Below are 23,525 nucleotides of genomic sequence, written 5' to 3' on the forward strand. Positions count from 1 at the left end.
CGCCCGATGCGGCAGGCATGGCCGATAACCGGTTTCGCGTCCACGGTCGGGGAGATCGTCGATGCGACCCGGACGTACACACCCCTTTGGCCAGAGGCGGGCTGCCGTGGCATCTGCGGCTTGGGCGTGGGGCGACCTAAATGAGCGCAGGCACAGACTTCAACAAAGGCCCATCATGACCGATCACAAATTGCCCGTAACCGTCGCGATCCCGGTCAGGAACGAGGAGAAGGGGCTGCCTGCCTGCCTCGAACGCCTGTCCCGCTTTGCCGATGTCGTCGTGATCGACAGCGGTTCCACAGACCGCACGGTGGAGATCGCCGAAGGCTTTGGTGCCCGTGTCCTGCAGTTCACATGGGATGGGAGCTATCCCAAGAAACGCAACTGGATGTTGCTCAACCATCCCCCGGCGCAGCCTTGGGTCCTGTTCCTTGATGCCGATGAGATCGTTGACGATGCGTTTTGTGACGCCCTCGCCGAAGCGCTGGAAAGGGGCGATTGCGACGGCTACTGGCTGAGCTATGCCAACACCTTCCTTGGCCGCCCGTTGCGCCACGGCCTGCAGCAGCGCAAACTTGCGCTCTTTCGGGTCGGGCGCGGGCTCTACGAGCGTATCGACGAGAATGGCTGGAGCGGACTGGACATGGAGATCCACGAACACCCCATCGTTGACGGTCCGGTGGGAGAGATCGCCGCGCAGATCGAGCACCGCGATGACCGGGGTCTGGCACGCTTCCTCACACGCCACGTCGACTACGCCCGATGGGAGGCGCGTCGCCTGCGCGCGCTGGAGGAAGATCAGACGGCTTGGGAAAATCTGACGCGGCGCCAGCAGTTCAAATACCGCCACCTGCGCCGCTGGTGGTATCCGTGGTTCTATTTCTTGGGCACTTATGTCGGAAAGGGAGGGTTTCGTGATGGTGCCGCCGGGTTGGAATATGCCTTTTACAAGGCTTGGTATTTTCAGACTATACGCTTGATGTTGAAGGAATAAACTAAGCGTGCCCGCCTCTCGGCGTGGACTCTTGCGCACATTGACAACATCGCCCACCGTCGCCACTAGGTGACCCGAGACAATTTGAATACAGATTTGCCGGAGAAAATCATGGCCAGACTTTACGACAGCCGAAAACGCATCCTGGTGACCGGCGGCGCGGGCTTTCTCGGCTCTCATCTGACCGATCGACTGCTGGAGCAGGGGCACGAGGTGCTGTGCGTCGACAATCTCTTCACCGGCACCAAGCGCAACATCGACCACTTGCACAACCACCCGCGCTTCGAGTTCATGCGCCACGACGTGACGCTGCCGCTCTACGTCGAGGTGGACGAGATCTACAACCTGGCCTGCCCGGCCTCGCCGGTGCACTACCAGCACGATCCCGTGCAGACCACCAAGACCTCGGTGCATGGTGCAATCAACATGCTGGGCCTGGCCAAGCGTCTGAAATGCCGGATTTTCCAGGCCTCCACCAGTGAGGTCTACGGCGATCCCTCCGTGCACCCGCAGCCCGAAGAATACTGGGGCAACGTCAATCCCATCGGCATCCGGTCCTGCTATGACGAGGGCAAGCGCTGCGCCGAGACGCTGTTCTTCGACTACCACCGCCAGCACGACCTCGAGATTAAGGTGGTGCGGATCTTCAACACCTACGGACCGCGGATGCACCATGCCGACGGGCGCGTGGTGTCCAACTTCATCGTGCAGGCCCTCTCGGGTCAGCCGATCACGATCTACGGCGATGGCAGCCAGACGCGGTCGTTCTGCTACGTCGACGACCTGATCGAAGGTTTCATTCGGCTGATGGAAAGCGATGCCAGCGTCACCGGCCCGATCAACATCGGCAACCCGGGCGAATTCACCATCCGGGAACTGGCCGAGAAAGTCGTAGCGATGACGGGTTCGAAATCCGAAATCGTCTACCACGACCTGCCGCATGATGACCCCAAGCAGCGGCGGCCCGACATCTCCAAGGCGCAGTCCGTTCTGGGCTGGGAGCCCCGGATCGCACTGGACCAGGGTCTGGGACGCACGGTCGAATACTTCGAGTCGCTTCTGAAAACCATGGCGGCGTCCTGAGCACACCGAGGAGGCTGACAGATGAAGATTGCGATGATCGGAACGGGCTACGTCGGTCTTGTTTCCGGGGTTTGTTTTTCGGATTTCGGTCACGAAGTTGTCTGCGTGGACAAGGACCCGCGCAAGATCGAGATGCTGGAGCGCGGCGAGGTGCCGATCTACGAACCGGGCCTCGACCTGCTGATGCACAAGAACGTCGAGGCCGGGCGGCTCAGCTTCACGCTGGACCTGGCCAGCGCCATCGACGGGGCCGACGCGGTCTTCATCGCGGTGGGCACGCCGACACGTCGGGGCGATGGCCATGCCGACCTGAGCTATGTCATGGCCGCGGCCGGGGAAATCGCGAAGGCGGCGAAGGAATACGTGGTGGTCGTGACCAAGTCGACCGTGCCGGTGGGCACCAACCGCAAGGTCAAGGAGACGGTCGCCGCCGCCAACCCGTCGCTCGATTTCGACGTGGCCTCGAACCCCGAGTTCCTGCGCGAAGGCGCCGCGATCGACGATTTCATGAAACCCGACCGCGTGGTGGTGGGCGTGGAAACCGACCGCGCCGCCGCCGTTATGGCCGAGATCTACCGCCCGCTCTACCTGCGCGATTTCCCCATAGTCACCACCGACCTGGAGTCGGCGGAGATGATCAAATACGCGGCCAACGCCTTTCTCGCGACCAAGATCACCTTCATCAACGAGATCGCGGCGCTGTGCGAAAAGGTGGGGGCCGACGTGAAATCGGTGTCCAAGGGCATGGGCATGGACGGCCGCATCGGCAACAAGTTCCTGCATGCCGGTCCCGGCTATGGCGGCAGCTGTTTTCCCAAGGATACCAAGGCGCTGGCCCGCATCGGGCAAGAGCACGCGGCGCCCATCTCGATCGTCGAGACGGTCATCAAGGTCAACGAGGACGTCAAGCGGCGCATGCTCGACAAGCTGGTCGACCTGTGCGACGGCGGTTTCAACGGCAAGACGGTGGCGGTGCTGGGCGTGACCTTCAAGCCCAACACCGACGACATGCGCGACGCGCCCTCGCTGACCATCGTGCCCGCGCTGGTGGGGGGCGGAGCCAAGGTCCGGGTGGTCGATCCGCAGGGCAGCCGGGAGGGCGAACACCTGCTGCCCGGCGTGACCTGGATGGATGATCCCTATGCCGCGGCCGAGGGCGCCGATCTCCTGGTGATCCTGACCGAGTGGAACGAGTTCCGCGCGCTGGATCTCTCGCGCCTGGCCGGCAGCATGGCACAAGCGAAACTGGCCGACCTGCGCAACATCTATGCCCCCGCCGACGCCGAGGCCGCCGGCTTCACCGGCTACGAGAGCATCGGGCGAAGGGGTCGGGCCGAAGGGCGAGGCGCCGCTGCCCGGGAGACGTGAACTGACATGCGGATTTCTGTCATCACGGCCGTCTACAACCGCAACGCCGTTGTCGGCGATGCCGTGGACAGTGTCCTGCGGCAGACCTACCGCGACATCGACTACGTCATCCAGGACGGGGGCTCTACCGACGGCACGCTCGCGCGTATCGCCGAGCGCAAGGACCCCCGCATCCGGCTTTGTTCCGAACGCGATGACGGCCTCTACGATGCGATCAACCGTGGCATCGCGCGCGCCTCGGGCGAGGTCATCGGGCTCATGCATTCCGACGATGTCTTTGCATCGGACGACGTTCTGGCTCGGGTGGCAGAGGCGCTGAACGACCCGGCGGTCGACGGGGTCTACGGCGATCTCGACTATGTTTCGACAGGCGACATGTCCCGCACCATCCGCAAGTGGCGCTCGGGGGGGTATGCGCCGGAAAAGCTGAGGCGCGGCTGGATGCCGCCGCATCCCACGCTCTACCTGCGCCGCTCGGTCTTTGCGGCGTGGGGCGCCTATGACACGTCCTACCGCATCGCTGCCGACTACGATGCCATGCTGCGCTACCTGGTGCGGGGGGGCATCCGCCTGTCCTATGTTCCCAAGGTTTTTGTGCGCATGCGGGTCGGCGGCGAGAGCAACCGCTCACTGTCGAAGATCCTGACAAAAAGCCGCGAGGACTATCGCGCGATCCGTGCCAACGGCGTCGGTGGCCTGCGCACACTCGCGCTGAAGAACCTCTCCAAGATCGGGCAGTTCACTTGAGGCCAGGAGACCGTCAGTGGGTCCGCACCGGCAGCACGCCGCAAAGCGATGCCAAAAGGTGCCCGGGTGAGTGACATGACCCTTCACCTTGCCCAGGCGGCCGTAAAGGTCTTGCTGCCAGAGACCTTCTTCGTGCTCATCCTGCTCGTCGGGCTGGGGGCGCTGTGGCGGGGATGGTGGCGGGTCGGCCGGACGGCTGTGACGATCGCCGCGTTCTGCCTCGCGGTGATCGGCCCGCTGCCGTTCGGTGCCGTGCTGCTGGAGACCCTAGAGGACAGCTACCCGCGGGCACCCGAGGTGGCGTCACCCTCGACGATCGTCGTGTTGAGCGGCGGCGAACACGGCATGATCAGCGCGGATACCGGGCAGATCAAATTGTCCCCCGGGTCGGACAGATTGACGGCCGCGCTGCTGCTGGCACGACGCTTTCCCGAGGCGCGGGTGCTGTTTGTCGGGCAAAGCATGCACCTGCCGGACGGGTCCTTTCTGCCGCAGGCCTACTTCCAGCGGAACGGGCTCGATCCCGGGCGGCTGACCATAGAACCGCTGTCCCGCAATACCCTGCAAAACGCGCGGTTTTCGCTGGGCATGGCGCCACCCGAAGGGCCCTATCTCCTTGTCACCAGTGCGTTTCACATGCGCCGCGCCGTGGGCATGTTCTGCGAGGCGGGCTGGCGCGACCTTGTGCCATGGCCGGTCGATCACCGCTCCCGCGGGTTGGCCAATGTCCGGTGGGAACCGACCTACAACATGAGCCTGCTGAATACGGCGGTCCGCGAATACCTGTCGCTTCTGGCCTATCGACTCGGCGGGCAACTGGCCGGAGAGCAGGTTATTGAAACCTGTCTGGCACAGACGAAGACCCGGACCGGCATTGCTGCCGGTCCGGGCTGAAGTCCGCTGGGGATCATTTCACCCGGCACCAGGCCTTGCCCTTGTTCGAGCTGATGAACATGAAATCGAGCACGGTCTGCGCATTCGGCGCCGTGTCCACGGTCGCCCCTTGCAGGTCGAACTGGTTGCCCCAATTCACCGTGTGCCCGCCGGTCGCGTCCTGCACGATGACGATCGTCAGCCGCTGGCCGCGCGGGTCGTCGGGGCCCAGGTTTACATAGGACGGGTTGGCAATCGTCAGCGCACCGGCGGCCTTGAATTCCCACGCGCAACCGTCGTTGTAGTTGATCGCCTGCGTGCCGGTGGCGGGATTGACGATGTTCAACGGCGTCACGAGGCCGCTGATATGCGATCGGCCCAGTTCGCGCCGGTCATAGATGGACCGGCTTTCCACCCTGCGCCGATAGTTCGACGCGCCGCCGGTGTAGGCAAGCCCGTATTCCTCGGGCTGCGTTGTATCCCCGGTCGGCAGAGACCACGCCTCCGCGGTATGGAAGTCCCGGAAATACGTCCCCCGCGCGCTGTTGCGGACCCGCGCGCCGTTGGTCATGCCGGAGATCTCGCAATCGGTCGCATCGTAAGCGTCAAAGCTGTAGGACGTCGCCCCCGACCCGGTAGCAAGGAAGGACGTGTCGATGCGCGCTCCGACAAAAGCCGATGCGTCCTCGCCCCGGATCGGAGACGATCCGCGGCCGGTCACGGTCAGCGACGTCAAGGTGACGCCGGCGCCCAAGCGGATGAAATAGTCGCCGGGTCCTTCACCGCGAACATCCAGAAAGCTGACGTTGGAACAGTTGTCCGAGAAGTGGAACGCCGCTTCGCCGTTATGAAAATGGCAATACGCTCCGATGAATTGCGAGTTGTCGATGCCGGAACAGCGGACGTAGTGCGGGCCGCTCGGCACGGACGATCCATTGAAGGCGCAGCCAACGAAAAGATGCCGGGTGTTGCCGCCCGAAAAGACATGCCCCAATAGGTCGATGTATTCCGAATTGACGGTGGTCTCGATCTGTTCGGTCAGTTCAAGACCCGAGGTGGCCGAATAGATTTCGAAATCGACGTTGAACCACTTGTTCACCTCGGACGAGGCGCACTGGACGCCGGTCTGCGTGACGTAGCCTCGGAAAGTGCACCGGTCGAAGACATGCCCGCCCGCGTAACCGTTGGAGGTGTTCCGCGCCAAGAGCAGAAAACATGACGGGTTGTGCGCGCCGTCCGAGTAGTTGGCAAACCCGATGTTGCGGAAGGTCATGCGCGGCTTGCCGGTCATGTCCCATGTCGGCGTTCCGGCGGTTTCCGACTTGATGAGCGTGTTGATCTGGTCAGAGCCTTCAATGGTGAACCCGTAGTAGCCGCCACTGATCCCGCCAGCCACTCCCGCATAGGTGCAGTCGATCGACGTCACGACGCGGAAGGCCCCCTTGGGAAAGTAGATGGTGACGCCCGGTGTCGCCTTGCCCAGATCGACAGCCGCCTGGATCGCCGCGCTGTCGTCCGTGGTGCCATCGCCCTTGGCGCCAAATGCCTTGACGTTGTAGCGTCCGGACTCCGCGGGCTGGACATACAGCTTGGTGCCGCCTGCCGTGGTCAGGTGGTGATCTGTCGCCGCAGCCGGGGCGACCTGATATCGGAAACCCTCGCGACGCGCGCGCAGCGTGGCGCCGGTGGGCAGCCCGACAGTCTCGGCGATCAGGTCTGCCACGGTCTCGAACGCGATCTCCCCGTGCCAGCCGAGGAAGGTCCCCGTGCCGGACTCGTTGCGGTAGACTTGCAGACCGGGGCCCGCGATCACGAAAAACGCCGCGCCAGAGGATGTCGCGGCAAGGCCGGCGGCGAGGCTGTCGTAGGTGTTGCTGTTCGCCACCAGCGCTGGCAGCACGTCGAGGTTCACTGCCTGCGTCACCGAGACGAGGTCGGTCTTGGCCTTGGTGTCGGTCAGGTCCGTCTCGTTCTGCGGCGAGACCACGCGGCGCCATCCGGTCAGTCCGGGCAGCAGGGTGTTGCCGTCGTCGAGAAAGACGTAGATTGCGCCGTTGGCCATGACCGTCGTTCCCGCCGAAAACGGCTCGCCCCGCGCCACTGCCGCCGCAAACCGCGCCTCCGAACTGAACCGAGTTCCGGTTTCACACAGCCCTACGCCGCCGGTGGTCGCGACCTGCGCCGAACCGTCGCCTTCGGGCAGCACGCAGAAATCGGTGTCTGTCGAACGCACCCGCACCCGCATCCCGGGCCAGACCTTCAGCCGGCCATTGCCGGCGGTGTAGGACAGCAGCCCGTCTTCCGCCAGCGCGTCAAGCGTGGCGTAATCCTGCTGTGACCGGACCGGGGTGGTGTTCCCGACAAGGACATCGTCAGCGCTGTAGAGAACGGTCCGGCCATCGGGGTCCGTGATCACGACACGATATTCGCCTTCCTCGAGGTAGCACAGCCCGAAGAAACCGTTCTCGTCCGACCGCATGTCCGAGGTCTGCTGTTCGGTCAGGTCGGGATCGCGATAGAGCGGCGCCATGCTGTTCGACCCCTTGGGATAGATACAGCGGACGGCGTTCCTGACGCCCGCGCCCGAGCTGTCGACGGCACGGATTGCGGCTTCGTGGTTGAATAGGGCCATGCTTGCTTTCTCCGGTTTGGCAAAAGATGCGGTCCGACCACCCCTCCGGCTGGAGGCGGCGTGCGGACGGTCTTGGAGAAAATCCCTGCGAAACCTTATCTTCAGCTACCGGAGCGCGCGCAGCCTTGCCGTCTCACGCAACACCTTAAGGCAGTCAGCCGCCCTGCGCCGCGTCATCACGGCGCGAGAGCCGTTTTCGGAACCAGAAAGATGCAATCCAGGGTTGATCTTGCGTTTGGCCCGGACAGGTCCTGTCATGTCCATGCCCTGTCGCTTTCCAGCCTGAGCTGCGGGTAAGATGACCTCGGCACGGGGGGCTCGCACGGCCAATCTGGTCCCGGCATTCCCCGCTCGGATCATGCCCCGTCGCGGACGGGGCCATACCCCGGACATGCGGGCGTTTTGGCAAAGGGTGGGAGGATCGACCGGCCACAATTTTTGGCGTTTTTTCGCCCGTCCTCCGAACCCTCGACCGGGCAACCGCTTTCAAGTTGCGCCTCTGTGCGAAACTGCGATATGCGGACGCCGACGCGGACAACGGTCGATTGTGCGACCGCCTCAGCAAAGAATGGTTGATTGATGAAGAAAGCTCTTATCACCGGTGTGACTGGTCAGGACGGCTCCTACCTGGCGGAATTGCTTCTTGAGAAAGGCTACGAAGTCCACGGCATCAAGCGCCGTGCCTCGCTTTTCAACACCGAACGTGTTGACCATATCTACCACGACCCGCACACCAGCGGTAAGAACTTCACCCTGCACTACGGCGACCTGACCGATACCTCGAACCTGACGCGCATCCTGTCCGAGGTGCGCCCCGACGAGGTCTACAACCTTGGCGCGCAAAGCCACGTCGCCGTCAGCTTCGAGGCCCCGGAATACACCGCCGATGTCGACGCCACCGGCACCCTGCGCCTGCTGGAATCGATCCGCTTCCTCGGCATGGAAAAGACCACGCGCTTCTATCAGGCCTCGACCTCGGAGCTCTACGGCCTGGTGCAGGAAATCCCGCAGACGGAAAAGACGCCCTTCCACCCGCGTTCGCCCTATGCGGTGGCCAAGATGTACGCCTACTGGATCACGGTGAACTACCGCGAGGCCTATGGCATGTATGCCTGCAACGGCATCCTGTTTAACCACGAAAGCCCGCGCCGCGGCGAAACCTTCGTGACCCGCAAGATCACCCGCGGCATGGCCAACATCGCGATGGGCCTGCAGGATTGCCTCTACATGGGCAACATCGACGCCCTGCGCGACTGGGGCCACGCCAAGGACTACGTCCGCATGCAGTGGATGATGCTGCAGCAAGAGGTGGCCGACGATTTCGTCATCGCCACCGGAGTGCAATACTCCGTGCGCGAATTCATCCAGTGGACCGCCAAGGAACTGGGGATCGAGCTCGAATTCTCCGGCGAGGGCGTGAACGAGATCGCCACCGTCGCCTCGGTCAGTGGCAATCTTGCCCCGGCGGTCAAGCCGGGCGACGTGGTGCTGCGCATCGACCCGCGCTATTTCCGTCCGGCCGAGGTGGAAACCCTGCTGGGCGATCCGTCCAAGGCCAAGGAAAAGCTGGGCTGGGTGCCGGAAATCACGGCCCAGGAAATGTGCGCCGAGATGGTTGCCGTCGACCACAAGGTGGCCCGCCGTCATGCTCTTTTGAAAGAGCACGGTTACGAAATCCCTGTCGCGCTGGAGAACGGCTGAGGCACATCCGGCGCGGTCGCCATTCGAAGCCAGGAGGCACTCTATGCCCAAGATCTACGTCGCAGGCCATCGCGGTATGGTGGGCGGGGCGATCACCCGCAAACTGAAGCAGCGCCAGGAGGCGGGGGAGGACATCACCCTCGTCACCCGCACCCATGCCGAACTGGAGCTGACGAACCAGGCTGCGGTCAAGGCCTTCATGCAAGAGGAAAAGCCCGACATCGTCGTTCTGGCGGCGGCCAAGGTCGGCGGGATCCTGGCCAACAACACCTACCCGGCAGAGTTCATCTACGACAACCTGATGGTGCAGTGTAACGTGATCCACGCCGCCTGGGAGGCGGGCGTGGAGCGCCTGCTGCAACTGGGGTCGTCCTGCATCTATCCCAAGGCCGTGCCGCAGCCCATGCGTGAGGCCGCGCTGCTGACCGGACCGCTGGAGCCCACGAACGAGCCCTATGCCGTCGCCAAGATCGCCGGCATCAAGATCTGCGAAAGTTACAATCGCCAGTACGGCGTGGACTACCGGTCGGTCATGCCGACCAACCTTTATGGCCCCGGTGACAACTTTCACCCGGAAAACAGCCATGTCCTGCCCGCCCTGATCCGCCGCTTCCACGAGGCCGCGCAAGAGGGCAAGGACGAGGTCGTCATCTGGGGCAGCGGCAAGCCGCGCCGCGAATTCCTGCACGTCGATGACATGGCAGAGGCCTCGCTCTTCGTGATGGACCTCGACAAGGCCACCTATGATGCCAACACCCAGCCGCAGCTGAGCCACATCAACGTCGGCTCCGGCGTCGATGTCTCGATCCTGGAACTGGCGCAGATGGTGGCCGAGGTGACGGGGTTCAAAGGCAAGATCGAACTGGACCGGTCCAAGCCCGACGGCACCATGCGCAAGCTGATGGATGTCAGCCGCCTCGCCGACATGGGGTGGAAAGCCTCGATCGACCTGGAAAACGGCGTGCGCGAAACCTACCAGTGGTTCCTCGACAACCAGGACAGCTTCCGCCGCTGATCCACGGATCTATCTGCCGACGCGCCGGGCCCTTGTCCGGCGCGTTTGCGTTTGGCCGTCAATCCACCGGCAGCCCCGAGGGCACCCGGTCCGGTCGTCCCAGCGGACGCTGATCCACGCCGGCGCCGGTCAGCGCCTCCAGGAAGGCCAGCAGGTCCGCGACGTCCTCATCGGTCAGGGCCACCGGCACGATGTCCAGCGCCCGCGTCTGCCGGGCCATCTCGATCCTGTCCTGCCGGATCGCGAAATCCCCGGCCGCCAGCCAGGGCACCTCGGGCAGGCGGGCGTCGGCCTCCCGCCACGCCATCCGGCTGGCACTCGGGTCCAGGTGGTGACGCACGATCCCCTCCAGCGTGGCAAAGGCGCCGTTGTGCCCGTAAGGCGCGGTCAGCGCCACGTTCCGCAGGGACGGGGTGCGAAAGCGATAGGCGTCCTCCAACAGGTCGGTCTCTCCCATCCGGCCCACGTCGCGCGGCATCGGGTCGAAGACCCGCGTGCGCCCCGGCCCGAAAGCGGGCAGGCCAAGCGCGTGAAACCCCTGATCGGTCAGCAGCGGGCCGGAATGGCAGGTGTCGCAGCGGGCCTTGCCAAAGAACAATTGCCGCCCCCGTTCGGCCGCGGCGGGCAGGGGCTTGCCGTCCCGCAGCCAATCGTCCCAGGGGCTGTCGATGCTGATCCACTCGGCGGCGATGAAGGCCCCCAGCGCATTGCCGATCTCGACGATCGTGACCTCGCTGGGATGGTCGATGTGATCGAAGGCCTCGACAAACAATTCACCGTATTCGGGGATCGTCCGCACGCGTTTCGCCAGCACCGGCCAGCCGAGATCGATCCGGTCGTGCACCGCGCCAGTCACAGCGTTCTCGCCCACGTTCCCGGCCATCTCGAACTGCGCCGTCAGCGGAAAAAGCGCCTGCGCGGCCAAGATGTTGTCCAGACCCTGCGGCAGCCATTCCTCTGCCGGGCTGTCAAAACCGTTGCCGAACTGGTTCGACACCTCCAGCCGCCCGTCGTGGAACATCACCCGCACCGACTTGTGACCAAGGTTCCACAAGGCCGGCGCGTTCCGGGGGATGCGTTTGCGGATCATCCGGTCGCCGGTGCCCGGAGTGCGCTTTGGCCCCAACCCCGTGCCGCCTTCGCCGATCCCCAGGCTCAACCCGTCGCCGCTGGACAGGCTGTGGTGGTGACAGGTCCCGCAAGAGATGTTTCGGTTCCCGCTGAGGATGGGATCGTAGAACAGCAACTGGCCCAGCCGGGCTTGCGCGGGGTCCGCGTCGATGAAATCCTCCATCGACACCGGCTCGGCGCGGGCCGCGACAGCAAGCCAGAGGAGGCAGAACACATGCAGGGCAGGGCGAAAGGCGCGCATGCGGTCATTCTGGCAGGGTTGCTGGGCTTCTCAAGCCCCGTTCTTGCCGCCGACCTCGAAGAGGCGCGCGACCTGATGGAGGCGGGGGAGTTTCCCGCCGCGATGGCTCAGTTCCGCGTCCTCGCCCGGTCGGGCAATGCCGACGCCGAGGAACTGATCGGCGTCATGTATGCCCTTGGCCTTGGGGTTGAAAAAGACCCCGAGCGGGCCTTCGAATGGTATCTGCGTGCCTCGCTCAAGGGCCATCCCGGCGCCCAGTCAGGGCTGGGCTGGTATTATGAACTGGGCCAGGGCCTGCCCGCGCCGGATCTGGTGCGGGCCTACCTCTGGTACGCGCTGTCGGCCATCGGCGGCGACGTGGACGCGCCGGATTCGCTGGAGGAACTGACCCCGCGCATGACCCGCGAACAGCGCAAGCGGGCCGAGACCCTGGTCGATGACTACCGCGTCTGGATGTATCCCTTCAGGTAAGGTCGGCGCCGCCGTCCAGCGCCCCGGCAATGCGGCGCACCCCGTCCCCGATCCGCTCCGACGGGATCGAGCTGTAGCCCAGCCGGTAGAACTGTTGCGGTGCGCGGTCGCCTGCGAAAAAATGCGCGCCGGGCTCTATCAAAACGCTGTCCGCGCGCAGCCGCTCGGCCAGTTTCGCGCTGTCCACACCGTCGGGCGCCTGCATCCACAGGCTTGACCCGCCATGTGCGCCACGCCCGGCCACCCGCAGCCCATGCCGCGCCACCGCCTCTTCCATGACGGACCGGCGCGCGGCCAGCGCCTTGCCGATGCGCCGCACGAGGGCATCGTAATGCCCAAGGCTCAGGAATTGCGCCGCGGTGCGCTGCACATGGCCCGGCGGATGGCGCAGCACGCTGGCCCGCAGCGCCCGCGCTTCGCGGATAAAGGGCTCGGAGCCTACCAGATAGCCCAGCCGCAGCCCCGGAAAGAGCGACTTGGAAAACGAACCGACGTAGATCACCCGCCCGTCCTCGTCGAGGCTCTTCAGGGCCGGGCTGGGCGGGGTCAGGTAGGACATCTCGAATTCGTAATCGTCCTCCACGATCAGCGCCCCCAGGTCCGCCGCCCGGTCCAGCAGGGCCTTGCGGCGCGGCAGGGGCAGCGTGGCCGAGGTCGGGCACTGATGGCTTGGGGTGGTGAATATCACCCGCGTCCCGCGCGGCACCGCCTCGGGCGGCAGCCCTTTTTCGTCTACCGGCACCAGCGACAGGCGGCTGCGCGCCTGCCGCAGGATCTGCCGCAGGGCCGGGTAACAGGGGTTCTCGACCGCCACGTCGCGCCCGGTGGCAAGGATCTGCGCCGCCAGCCACAGCGCGTTTTGCGCCCCCAGCGTGATCAGGATTTCCGACGGGCGGGCAAGGATGCCGCGGCGGGGCAGGGTGTGGCGCGCGATGAAACTGACCAGTTGCGGATCGTCGGCGTCGAACTGGTCCTGGGTCAGCGCGTCAAAGTTCCGCGCCCCCAGCGCCTGCATCGCGCACAGGCGCCAGTTGGCATGATCGAAGAGCGTCGGATCTGCCTGCCCGTAGATGAAAGGGTACTTGTAGCGCGTCCAGTCCGCGGGCTTGCCCATGCCCAGCGGCGGCCCGTCGGCGAATCGCTGTGCCAGCGCCTCGTCCCAGTCGACCCTGTCGGCCCGGTCCGGTGGCCTGCCGAAATCCGGCGGCTCTGGCGCGTTGTCAGAGACGAAATACCCGGACCGCCCGCGCGAGGTGAGATAGTCGTTCGCCAGCAGCTCGGTATAGGCCAGGGTGACCGTGATCCGGCTGACGCCGAGATGCCGGGCCAGCTTGCGGGTCGACGGCAGCTTTTCGCCCCGCCGGAACCGCCCGTCCAGAATGCCCTCGGCCACCATCTGCTGAATGCGCGCCTGCAGCGTGCCCTGCGCGCTGGGGGACAGGTGAAAGGTCTCGACCGGGATTGCCATGCGGCGCAGAGTAGTCTGGACTGATGCAGGGCGCAATCTGGCCTTAACGTGCGACTGCGGGGGGGGGGGGCGGTCGTTTCCGGATCGGAAACACTCCGCCGGCGCGCAGACCCGGCAGGGCCCGAAGGTTAACAAGATCCTGACGGCTTGTACAAAATGCTGAAAAGCCCGTACGTTTTGTACAAAACGTACAAACTGCCGGCGCCCCGGATCAGGTCTTTACCCGGTCTCCGAAGATGGCCGAACCGACCCGCACATGGGTCGCTCCCAGCGCGATGGCCTGTTCGAAATCGCTGCTCATTCCCATCGACAAACCGCCCAGCCCGTTGCGCTCGGCGATCTTCCGCAGCAGCGAGAAATGCAGGCTCGGGGTCTCTTCGACCGGCGGAATGCACATCAGCCCGCGCACCGGCAGGTCCATCTCGCGGCACTCCGCGATGAAACCATCCGCATCGGCGGGCAGCACCCCGGCCTTCTGGTCCTCTTCGCCGGTGTTCACCTGGATGAAAACCTCGGGGCAATGCCCCTCTTCCTGCGCGATGCGCGCGATTGTCCTGGCCAGCTTTGGCCGGTCGACCGAATGAATCGCGTCAAACAATTCAAAGGCTTGTCGAGTCTTGTTGGTCTGCAAAGGGCCAATGAGATGGACCGAGACGCCGTCGAAACGGGCCTTGAAATCCGGCCATTTTCCCGCCGCTTCCTGCACGCGGTTTTCGCCGAACAGGCGGTGGCCCTCGTTCAGTACGGCCTCGACCCGGTCCAGCGGCTGAACCTTGGACACCGCGATCAACTGGACCTCGCTCGTGTCGCGCCCTGCCTCGGCACAGGCCTTCGCGATCCTGTCCTGTATCTCGCTCAATCCCACGGTTCGTCTCCCCAGGCTTCGATGAAGGGCGCCAGTTCGCGCTCGTACTTGCGCCAGGCTTCGCGCCGCCCGGCATGAATCGGCTGTCGAACCTGCATCAGGCTCAGCGTCTTGACCCCGGCTTTCGAGGTGTGGAAGTTCAGGCAGGCCTCTTCCCAGTCGAGCCCTGCGGCATCCACCAGCGCGCGCGCGTTGGGTTCGGGATCAGAGACCAGATCGTCGTAGCGCACCTCGTGGATTCTCTCGGGAATCCTTTGTTTCCAATGGGCTACAGACCGGCGGAACATCTTGATCGCTTCGGCGATGTCGGCCAGGTCCGTGGCGTAGCGGTGCGTGCCCAGCTTGAAATGGTTCTTGTAGATCGACAGCGCCGTGTCCCGGGGATCACGATGCACCACGATGATCCGGGCGCCGGGCAAGCCGCGCGCGATCAGGCCAAAGACCATATGCGTCTGGATCGACTTGTCGGTGACGACGCCCTCTGTCTGACCGGTGTCGCGGCGCACCAGCCGTGTATAGGCTTCGGCCCAGCGGGACAGCCTTGTCGGGGACAGTTTGGCCAGCGGTTCCATCTTCTGGGCCGGTCCGAATTGGGCCACCGCCTGTTTCAGGGCGTGGCCCATTTCGCCGCCCGCATGGGCCTGGCTGTGGCTGGCGATGATCTGTTCGACAAGGGTTGTCCCCGAACGGGGCATTCCGGTGACAAAAACAGCCCGTGGCGCCTGTTCCGGGCCCACGGTCGTGTAGTCGTCGGTTTCCTGCGCGTCCAGGTAGGCGCGCCATTCCGCGTCCCGTGCTGCCGGGTCGAATGGCGCCTGTTGGCGCTGCAACGCATTGGCCCGGTCGAGGTAGGCAAAGACCCTTTCGGTGGCGCCGATATCCTCCAGCCCCTTTGCAAGGGCAAAGCCCAGGTGCATGCGCGACATGTCCGGCAGTTGGTCGTCTTTCCAGAGCGACAGCATCTGGTCCAGCAGAGGGTCTCCCTTGGTCATCTTCCGCCCCGAACCCAGCACGCGATAGATCTCGCCGTTTCGGGGGACGCGTTTCACGAGGGATCGCAGGATCTTTTCGGCCTCGTCAAAGCGGCCAAGATGCTGAAGATAGACGGCTTTTTCTCCGCGCGGTTGATTGGATTGCGGATCCGCAGAAATCAGGCGGTCATACAGGGCCAATACCTTGTCGGAGGCATCCAGCCGTGAATATGCCTCGATCGCGGCCTTGAGAAGCGTCTTTTCATAGGGTTTCTTGGCAAGCGCCCGGTCCAGTTCCCGGATCTGTCCCGGGGTGTCCCCCCGCGCCTCTTCGATGCGGGACAGGTGGTAATGCACTTCCGGCGCGCCCTTCGTCGGCAGCAGAAGGGACTTCAGCGTGGTTTCGGCGGGGTCAAGTTGCCCCTTGCTGATTTGGGTAAGCGCGCGACCGAACTGCGCCTTGATCTGCTGGGGCGTCATCAAATGATCTCTTGTCCGCTACGACCTTCGTTCAACCAAAAGAAAAGAGCGGACGCAAGCGCCCGCTCTTCCCTAAGCCAGTTGGCTGGTGTCCTTAGAAGGACATTGCCAGACCCAGCGAGTACTGGTCGTAGTCGCCTGCCGGCATCGCGTCGAAGGTACCGCCGCCGATGCCGAAGAGACCACCGGCGGTGGGGGTGCCAACATCGCTGGAACCGTAGCCGAACTGAACGACGAGACCGCCACCCAAGTCGTAGTTGGCTGCCAGGCCGAAGCCGCTGTTCTTGTCGAAACCGTCGGCGTTGTACTCACCGTAGTTTGCCGACAGGGTCAGGGCGTTCATGGTGTAGCCCAGGCCGATGCCCCAGTGGCTGACTGTTTCGCCAATGAAGTCGCTCAGGTCGGTTTCCGAGTAGTTCACGATGGCCTGCAGGCCGTTGTCGAAGGTGGTGTCGACCGACAAACCAATGACGTCGACGCTACCCAAGGCATCGAGATCGACGGTCTGGTAGCCGAGGCCAACGCCCAGGTCCAGGCCAGCCAGTTCACCGGAGTATTTGAAACCGATGCCCCAGATCGGGTCAACGGTGCCGGTGTCGTCGATTTCTGCCGAGATGGCGACCGAGAATGCGTCGAAGGCATAGTCGAAACGAGCGATCTGGCCGTCGAAGGTGCCGTCCAGGCCGCTGTTGAAGTTGAAGCCGGCGTGGGTGGTGTGGTCGTCGGCCAGTGCGCCGCCGATACCAACTTCGGTCAGGGCCCAGTCGAATGCGCCGTCGGTGTCGCCCATGGTCAGGCGCGCGCCGCCGTATGCGATGAAGACTGCTTCCGGGCCGCCGTTGAACGCGCTGAAGCCCAGCTCTTCGTCCAGGTCGATGGTGGCGCCGAAGGTCAGGCCGTTGTCTGCTTCGCCCGACAGGGTGAAGGTGACGTCGATGTCAGTGTGGAACTGAGCGGTGGCCAGGTGGTCACCGTCGACCACACCCATTTCAGCGAAGCCGGTCAGCGAAACTTCGGCCGCGGCGACGCCTGCGGTTGCAACCAGTGCGGTGGTCGCGAACAGGATCTTTTTCATTGTTTCCCTCATGTGTTCAAAGGCACGTACCAAGCCGATTGCCCGGCCTTGATGGGGTTTCTATGCGCTTTGGGGGGGCGGCAATGCAAGCCATCGGGAAAGCTGTTCGGCAACAAGCAATTCAGTGATGCGATATTGCCACAAGGGTTTTTGCCCGGCGCCATCTTTAACTGCTATCGCAGCGTCTTGCGCAAATTGTTGGGCAGAAACTCGCCTATGATCCGTGCTTGCCGCAGGTCCGCGCCGCTAGTATGGAGGGCGACAGTATTGTTGACGCAAGAGGGACTGCCATGACCACGTCGCGAATCCTTATCGGCTCCTCGCTGTGCGCGGTGATGCTGGCGACGTCCGGTTGCGGATCCCTAAGGGGCAACGGCCAACCGCGTCAGCCGGTCGATACGCCGCCCGCCGAAGAGATCATTCGTGATATCGAGGCAGAGAAAGGTCGTTCGCGGCCGGACAGCTCGGTTTGGGACATCTTCAAGAAGCGTGAGGATCCGGGCCGCGTCGGCGCGGTGAACCGTTACCTGTGGAATGCCTCGCTGGATGTGCTGGATTTCCTGCCGGTTCAGACCGTCGATCCCTTCTCGGGTGTCATCACCACCGGCTATGGCACGCCGCCGGGCGGTGGCCGGGCCTACCGGGCGACGATTCTCATCAGCGATCCGGCGCTGGATGCGCGGTCTCTGAACCTGGCGCTGCACACCCGTTCTGGCCCGGTCGATCCGGCCACCGTGCGCGCGATCGAGGATGCGATCCTGACCCGCGCCCGCCAGCTGCGCAAACAGGACAGCAGGTTCTGATCCTGGCGGTCTGACTGCCACCGAGTATAGGGCCGGACCTTCGGGTGCCGGCCTTTTCCCTTGGAATTTTAAGCCGGTAGCAGTCAGGTTTCCGTGTTCAGTCGCGTGGCGGCCGCGCGGGCAGCTCTCCAAGCTTCTGCACCCAGTCAAGGTGTTGGGGCAGGCAGACGCCTTGCAGATCGTACTGTTCCCGCACCAGCGCCCGCGCATTCGATCCCAGGCGCGCGCGCGTGTCAGGATCGTCCAGCAGGGCGTCGATCCTGTCCACCAGCGCGGCGCGGTCGAAGAAATCCACCATCAGGCCGGTTTCGCCTTCGGTCATGACCTCTCGCACCGGCGCGGTGTCACTGGCCACAATCGCGGCCTCGGCGCTCATCGCTTCCAGCAAGGACCAGGACAGGACGAAAGGGTAGGTCAGGTAGACGTGCACCCGGCTGACCTGCATCATCGCCAGGAAGCGGTCGTAGGGCACGCGGCCCAGGAAATGCACACGGTTCCAGTGCGGCGTGGGGATACGTCCGCGCACTTCGTCGATGAAGATCTGCTTCCACGTCTTTCCCTGTGGCGATTTCGATCCGTAGGAGGTGCCGTCGCCGCCCAGCATCACCACATGCGCATCCTTGCGGCGCTTGAGCAGTTCGGGCAGGGCGCGCATGAAGACGTGGTAGCCGCGATAGGGTTCGAGATTGCGGTTGATGAAGGTGATGACCTCGTCGTCGCGGGTCAGCGTCGGGCCGCCCTCGATCTCCAGCCGTGCACCCGGATTCGGGCGCACGAGGTCGGTGTCGATCCCGTCATGCGCCACGGTCAGCCGGTCCTGCCAGTGATCGGGAAAGGTCGCCGCCTGGAACCGGGTGGGAGAGATCCCGGCGTCCATGACCTCTTCGTGCAGCCGGTTGTTGAGGTTTTTCATCCGGATTCGCAGCTTGTCGCCAGCCGGGTTCTTGCTGGGGAATTCCGGATCGAAATCCACGAAAGGATGCGTGGTCAGGTGGTAGAGCTCGCAATAGAGGCCAAGCCGGGCATTGGGCCAGACGTCCTTGAGGAACATGCTTTCGCCCCAGCCGTGGTGCGCGCAGATCACGTCCGGCTCGAACCCCTGTTCCTTCAGGCCCAGGGCCCCCCGGTAGCAGGAAGTGCCGCGCAGGATCTTGGTTTCGAAATCCGCCAGCCAGGGGTGGATGCCCTTGGTCGATGCGCCCTTGATCTCGTAGGGAATGATGCGGACGCCCTGCCAGGTCTGCGCCTCCTTCACCTTGCAGGTCAGCGCGACAACCTGATGCCCCTGCGCGGCAAGCGCGGGGGCGAGATGCTTGTACTGGCCCGGAAAGTTCTGGTGAATCAGGAGAATCTTCATCTGCGCGTCCTCTTGCGGCCTCTGCTGGGCAGCCTGTGCGGCCATCCTAGACGGCAGGGGCGGAAAAGGGAATCGCCCGCATTCGGAAGGCTGCACCCCGACCCATCTTGCGCGGGCACTGGACCTCGACGTCTCGGCGCCCTATCACCCGCCCCCAACAGCCGCCCGCCGGAGAGAGACATATGTCGCGTTACGACCCCGCTACGATCGAGCCGAAATGGCAAGAGGCCTGGGATCAGGCCGAGACCTTCAAGGCGCGCCGCACCGGCGACAAGCCGAAGTACTACGTGCTGGAGATGTTCCCGTACCCCTCGGGACGCATCCACATCGGCCACGTCCGCAACTACACGATGGGCGACGTGATCGCGCGCTACAAGCTGTCGACCGGGCACAACGTCCTGCATCCCATGGGGTTCGATGCCTTCGGGATGCCGGCGGAAAACGCCGCGATGAAGTCCGGCGGACACCCCAAGACCTGGACCTACGACAATATCGACACGATGGTCGGCCAGATGAAGCCGCTGGGCTTTGGCCTTGACTGGTCGCGGATGTTCGCCACCTGCGACCCTGAATATTACGGCCAGCAGCAGGCGCTGTTCCTGGACTTCCTCGAAAAGGGCTTTGTCTACCGCAAGAACGCGGTGGTGAACTGGGACCCGGTCGACATGACCGTGCTGGCCAACGAACAGGTCATCGACGGCAAGGGCTGGCGGTCCGGAGCCGAGGTCGAGCGGCGCGAGCTGACGCAGTGGTTTTTCAAGATTTCCGACATGGCCGGAGAGCTTCTGGACGCCATCGACGGGCTGGACGAATGGCCCGCCAAGGTCAAGCTGATGCAGCAGAACTGGATCGGTAAATCGCGCGGCCTGCAGTTCTCGTGGCAGCTGGGCACGCCCACGCATGGGTTCGACAGCCTCGAGGTCTATACCACCCGCCCCGACACGCTGTTGGGGGCCTCGTTCCTTGGCGTTTCGCCCGATCACCCGCTGGTCAAGGCGTTGGAAAAGGACAACCCGGAACTGGCTGCCGCCGTGGCCGAAATGCGCAAGGGCGGCACCACCGCCGAGGCGCTGGAGAAGGCCGAAAAGCTGGGCTACGACACCGGGCTGACGGTCAAGCACCCGCTTGATCCCAATTGGGAGATCCCTGTCTGGGTCGCGAATTTCATCCTGATGGATTACGGCACCGGCGCGATCTTTGCCTGCCCGGCGCATGACCAACGCGACCTCGATTTCTGCCGCAAGTACGACCTGCCGGTGATCGATACCTTTGTGGCACTCGACGATCCCAAGCCGGTCGAGACCGAGGCCTTTGTGCCGCCCAAGACGGAAAAGGTGAAGTGGATCAACCATTTCGCGGGTCTTGACGAGGCGACGGGAGATGAGGCCATCGAGGCCACCATCGACTTCATGGAAGGCAAGGGACTGGGCAAGGACGTCGAGAAATTCCGCCTGCGCGACTGGGGCCTGTCGCGCCAGCGTTACTGGGGCTGTCCGATCCCGGTCGTCCATTGTGACGATTGCGGAGTGGTGCCCGAGAAAAAGGAAAACCTGCCGATCGAATTGCCCGATGATGTCAGTTTCGACATCCCCGGCAACCCGCTCGACCGCCATCCGACGTGGCGCGACTGTGCCTGCCCGTCCTGCGGCAAGCCGGCCAAGCGTGAAACCGACACGATGGACACTTTCGTCGATTCGTCGTGGTATTTCGCCCGCTTCACCGCCCCCCGCGCGGAAACGCCGACGGACATGGAGGAAGCCGCCTACTGGATGAACGTCGACCAGTACATCGGCGGCATCGAGCACGCGATCCTGCACCTGCTCTACTCGCGCTTCTTCGCACGGGCGATGATCGAATGCGGCCACCTGCCAGAGAGCGCCGCCGAACCTTTCAACGCGCTGTTCACGCAGGGCATGGTCACGCACGCGATCTACCAGACGCGCGATGAAAACGGTCGTCCGGTGTATCACTACCCGGAAGACGTGCGGCTCGAAGGCGACAAGGGCTATCTGGCGGACGGCACCGAGGTCGAGATCATCCCCTCGGCCAAGATGTCCAAGTCCAAGAGCAACGTGGTGGACCCGATGAACATCATCGCCACCTACGGGGCCGACACCGCGCGCTGGTTTGTCCTGTCCGACAGCCCGCCCGAACGTGACGTGGAATGGACCGCCTCCGGCGCCGAGGCTGCCAACAAGCACCTTGGCCGGGTCTATCGCATCGCCGCCGAGATTGCCGCCAGCGAGGCGCTCGCGACCGCTGAGGATGCCGCTCTGCTGAAAGAGACGCACAAGTGCATCCATGACGTTACCGTGGGTGTCGAAAGCTTTGGCTTCAACGCGGCCATCGCGCGCCTCTATGCCTTTACCAACGCGCTGTCGAAATCACGTGCGGGCAAGGAAACCAAGACCTTCGCGGCCAGGACGCTGGCGCAACTCATGTCGCCCATGACGCCGCACCTGTCAGAGGAAATCTGGCAGATGCTTGGCGGCGAGGGGCTGATCGCCGAGGCCCCCTGGCCCAAGGCCGACGAAGCGCTGCTTGTCGAGGACACGGTGACCCTGCCGATCCAGGTCAACGGCAAGCGCCGGGGCGAGATCGAGGTGCCCAAGGATCTGCCCAAGGAAGAGGTTGAAAAGCTGGCGCTGGCACACGAAGCTGTGGTGCGGGCCCTCGACGGGGGTCAGCCGAAAAAGCTGATCGTGGTGCCGGGGCGGATCGTGAATGTGGTTGTATGACAGGCGAATGATCCTGCTGGGGGCGACAGCCCTCGGCGCCTGCGGGTTCACCCCGGTCTACGGACCGCAGGGCGGCGGCGGCGCATTGCTGAACGCGGTGGCGCTGCCGGACCCGAACGACAGCAAGGGCTATCACTTCAACAGCCGGTTCGAAGAGCGGTTGGGCCGCGGCGGCCCGACGGCCCCCTACCGGCTGGATATCCGCATCCAGACCGATGAGCAGGACATGGGGTCGACCTCGGCCGGGACGACGACGCGCTACCGCCTGATCGGTCGTGTCTTCTACACGCTGGTCGAGGCCGGAACGGCCAAGACCTTGCTGCAGGGACGGACCAATGCCTTTACCGGCTACTCCAGCACAGGCTCGACCGTAGCGACCCGCGCGGCGGAAACCGACGCGATGGAACGCCTGATGATCCTGTTGGCGGATCAGGTGATCGACGACCTGCTGCTTTCCGGCATCACCGCTTCATGAAACTTTCGCCGCGCGATGCGAATGCGTTTTTCCGCAAGCCCGATCCGGGCATTGCGGGCTTGCTGATCTATGGCGAGGACGTGATGCGCGTGGCGATGAAACGACAGGAGGTCGTCGCCGCCATCGTCGGCCCACAGGGCGAGGCCGAGATGCGGCTGACCCGACTGGTGGGCGGCGATCTGCGCCGCGATCCGGCGCAATTGCTGGACGCGGTCAAGGCGCAGGGCTTTTTTCCGGGTCCGCGCGCCGTGCTGGTCGAAGAGGCCGCTGACGGCATCAGCGCGGCGATGAAATCCGCGCTGGGTGACTGGCGTGAAGGTGACGCGCAGATCATCGCGACCGCCGGGCAACTGACGGCACGCTCGTCCTTGCGCAAGTTGTTCGAAGGCGCGAAAAATGCTTATGCGGCGGCGCTTTACAACGATCCGATGGGCCGTGCAGAGATCGAGGCGGAACTGGCCCGTGCCGGTCTCAAGAGCATCGACCGCGAGGCGATGGGGGCGCTGGAACATCTTGCGCGCGACCTGACGCCGGGGGATTTTCGTCAGACACTGGAAAAGATCGCGCTCTACAAGTTTGGCGACGAGGCGCCCTTGACCCCGGACGAGGTCACGCTGAATGCGCCTGCTTCGATCGAGGCCCAGATGGACGAGATCTTTCACGTCCTTGCCGAAGGCCGCACCGGTGACATTGCGCCGGTCATGCAGCGGCTGACGGCGCAGGGCGTGGCGCCGGTGACCCTGCTGATCATGGGGATGCGGCATTTTCGGACGCTGTTCACCATCGCCTCGGCGCCGGGCGGCCCGGCGCAGGGCATAGGCAAGCTGCGTCCGCCGATCTTCGGTCAGCGCCGTGACAGGATGCTGCGCCAGGCGCAAGGCTGGTCGTCCGCGCGGCTGGAAGAGGCGCTGAAACTGTTGATGGATACCGATCTTTCGCTGCGCTCCGCCGGTCAGAAAGCGCCGCAGATGGCGCTGGTCGAGCGTGCCTTTGTCCGGCTTGCCTATCTTGGCCGACGCTGAGCGCGACAGGGGAGT

General features: G+C 64.2%; 19 protein-coding genes. 12 read left to right on the top strand and 7 right to left on the bottom strand.

What is annotated here, in order from left to right; all coding sequences use genetic code 11:
* The first annotated feature begins 175 nt into the window (after nt 1–175).
* From RBB42_RS11760 to RBB42_RS11780, 5 genes are all read left to right on the top strand, one after another.
* A complete protein-coding gene (locus RBB42_RS11760; protein ID WP_305967647.1) occupies nt 176–994 on the top strand; it encodes a glycosyltransferase family 2 protein in 819 nt (272 codons plus the stop codon).
* Nucleotides 995–1,105: 111 nt separating this feature from the next.
* The gene (locus tag RBB42_RS11765) at nt 1,106–2,077 is read left to right on the top strand and encodes a UDP-glucuronic acid decarboxylase family protein (RefSeq protein ID WP_305967648.1); all 972 of its coding nucleotides are present in this window, start codon (nt 1,106–1,108) and stop codon (nt 2,075–2,077) included.
* A 21-nt stretch (nt 2,078–2,098) separates the two neighbouring features.
* A complete protein-coding gene (locus RBB42_RS11770; RefSeq protein WP_305967649.1) occupies nt 2,099–3,445 on the top strand; it encodes a UDP-glucose dehydrogenase family protein in 1,347 nt (448 codons plus the stop codon).
* 6 nt (nt 3,446–3,451) lie between these two features.
* Complete coding sequence (locus tag RBB42_RS11775; protein ID WP_305967650.1) at nt 3,452–4,192, top strand: glycosyltransferase family 2 protein; 741 nt, start codon at nt 3,452–3,454, stop codon at nt 4,190–4,192.
* A gap of 75 nt (nt 4,193–4,267) precedes the next feature.
* The gene (locus RBB42_RS11780) at nt 4,268–5,086 is read left to right on the top strand and encodes a YdcF family protein (protein ID WP_305967651.1); all 819 of its coding nucleotides are present in this window, start codon (nt 4,268–4,270) and stop codon (nt 5,084–5,086) included.
* A gap of 13 nt (nt 5,087–5,099) precedes the next feature.
* Here RBB42_RS11780 and RBB42_RS11785 read toward each other — a convergent pair whose 3' ends face one another.
* On the bottom strand, nt 5,100–7,697 hold the full coding sequence (locus RBB42_RS11785) for a glycosyl hydrolase family 28-related protein (RefSeq protein ID WP_305967652.1): 2,598 nt from the start codon (nt 7,695–7,697) through the stop codon (nt 5,100–5,102).
* 579 nt (nt 7,698–8,276) lie between these two features.
* Here RBB42_RS11785 and gmd point away from each other — a divergent pair.
* Nucleotides 8,277–9,398, top strand: coding sequence for a GDP-mannose 4,6-dehydratase (gene gmd, locus RBB42_RS11790; protein WP_305967653.1), 1,122 nt, complete (start codon nt 8,277–8,279; stop codon nt 9,396–9,398).
* A 43-nt stretch (nt 9,399–9,441) separates the two neighbouring features.
* The gene (gene fcl, locus RBB42_RS11795) at nt 9,442–10,413 is read left to right on the top strand and encodes a GDP-L-fucose synthase (protein WP_305967654.1); all 972 of its coding nucleotides are present in this window, start codon (nt 9,442–9,444) and stop codon (nt 10,411–10,413) included.
* A gap of 58 nt (nt 10,414–10,471) precedes the next feature.
* Here fcl and RBB42_RS11800 read toward each other — a convergent pair whose 3' ends face one another.
* A complete protein-coding gene (locus RBB42_RS11800; RefSeq protein WP_305967655.1) occupies nt 10,472–11,785 on the bottom strand; it encodes a cytochrome-c peroxidase in 1,314 nt (437 codons plus the stop codon).
* On the opposite strand from RBB42_RS11800, the gene RBB42_RS11805 reads away from it, so the two are divergent.
* Nucleotides 11,759–12,256 carry a tetratricopeptide repeat protein gene (locus RBB42_RS11805; RefSeq protein ID WP_305967656.1) on the top strand — a complete coding sequence of 166 codons (498 nt, stop codon included), beginning with the start codon at nt 11,759–11,761 and terminating at the stop codon, nt 12,254–12,256. The two genes, RBB42_RS11800 and RBB42_RS11805, sit on opposite strands and share 27 nt — an antisense overlap.
* Here RBB42_RS11805 and pdxR read toward each other — a convergent pair.
* The 4 genes from pdxR to RBB42_RS11825 all read right to left on the bottom strand — a co-directional run bounded on the left by pdxR (nt 12,249) and on the right by RBB42_RS11825 (nt 17,115).
* A complete protein-coding gene (gene pdxR, locus RBB42_RS11810) occupies nt 12,249–13,724 on the bottom strand; it encodes a MocR-like pyridoxine biosynthesis transcription factor PdxR (RefSeq protein WP_305967657.1) in 1,476 nt (491 codons plus the stop codon). The two genes, RBB42_RS11805 and pdxR, sit on opposite strands and share 8 nt — an antisense overlap.
* Before the next feature lie 211 nt (nt 13,725–13,935).
* On the bottom strand, nt 13,936–14,589 hold the full coding sequence (locus RBB42_RS11815; protein ID WP_305967658.1) for a YggS family pyridoxal phosphate-dependent enzyme: 654 nt from the start codon (nt 14,587–14,589) through the stop codon (nt 13,936–13,938).
* Nucleotides 14,580–16,040, bottom strand: coding sequence for a tetratricopeptide repeat-containing sulfotransferase family protein (locus RBB42_RS11820; protein WP_305967659.1), 1,461 nt, complete (start codon nt 16,038–16,040; stop codon nt 14,580–14,582). The genes RBB42_RS11815 and RBB42_RS11820 overlap by 10 nt, the downstream gene beginning before the upstream one ends.
* Before the next feature lie 94 nt (nt 16,041–16,134).
* Nucleotides 16,135–17,115, bottom strand: coding sequence for a porin (locus RBB42_RS11825; protein WP_305967660.1), 981 nt, complete (start codon nt 17,113–17,115; stop codon nt 16,135–16,137).
* Between the two features lie 290 nt (nt 17,116–17,405).
* On the opposite strand from RBB42_RS11825, the gene RBB42_RS11830 reads away from it, so the two are divergent.
* Entirely contained in the window at nt 17,406–17,918 is a 513-nt protein-coding gene (locus tag RBB42_RS11830) for a DUF3576 domain-containing protein (RefSeq protein WP_305967661.1), read from the top strand.
* Nucleotides 17,919–18,015: 97 nt separating this feature from the next.
* Here the strand turns inward: RBB42_RS11830 and RBB42_RS11835 are convergent, their stop codons facing one another.
* The gene (locus RBB42_RS11835; protein WP_305967662.1) at nt 18,016–19,275 is read right to left on the bottom strand and encodes a glycosyltransferase; all 1,260 of its coding nucleotides are present in this window, start codon (nt 19,273–19,275) and stop codon (nt 18,016–18,018) included.
* 182 nt (nt 19,276–19,457) lie between these two features.
* Between RBB42_RS11835 and leuS the strand changes: the two genes are divergently transcribed.
* Genes leuS through holA form a run of 3 tightly spaced genes read left to right on the top strand, consistent with a single transcriptional unit; the run spans nt 19,458 to nt 23,510 of the window.
* Nucleotides 19,458–22,013, top strand: a complete 2,556-nt coding sequence (gene leuS, locus RBB42_RS11840) for a leucine--tRNA ligase (RefSeq protein ID WP_306043689.1) — start codon at nt 19,458–19,460, stop codon at nt 22,011–22,013.
* A gap of 7 nt (nt 22,014–22,020) precedes the next feature.
* Entirely contained in the window at nt 22,021–22,488 is a 468-nt protein-coding gene (gene lptE, locus RBB42_RS11845) for an LPS assembly lipoprotein LptE (RefSeq protein WP_305967664.1), read from the top strand.
* Nucleotides 22,485–23,510, top strand: coding sequence for a DNA polymerase III subunit delta (holA, locus tag RBB42_RS11850; protein WP_305967665.1), 1,026 nt, complete (start codon nt 22,485–22,487; stop codon nt 23,508–23,510). The genes lptE and holA overlap by 4 nt, the downstream gene beginning before the upstream one ends.
* Nucleotides 23,511–23,525: the final 15 nt, after the last annotated feature.

Source organism: Mameliella sp. MMSF_3455 (assembly GCF_030733205.1).
In the GTDB taxonomy this organism is placed as follows: Bacteria; Pseudomonadota; Alphaproteobacteria; order Rhodobacterales; family Rhodobacteraceae; genus Antarctobacter.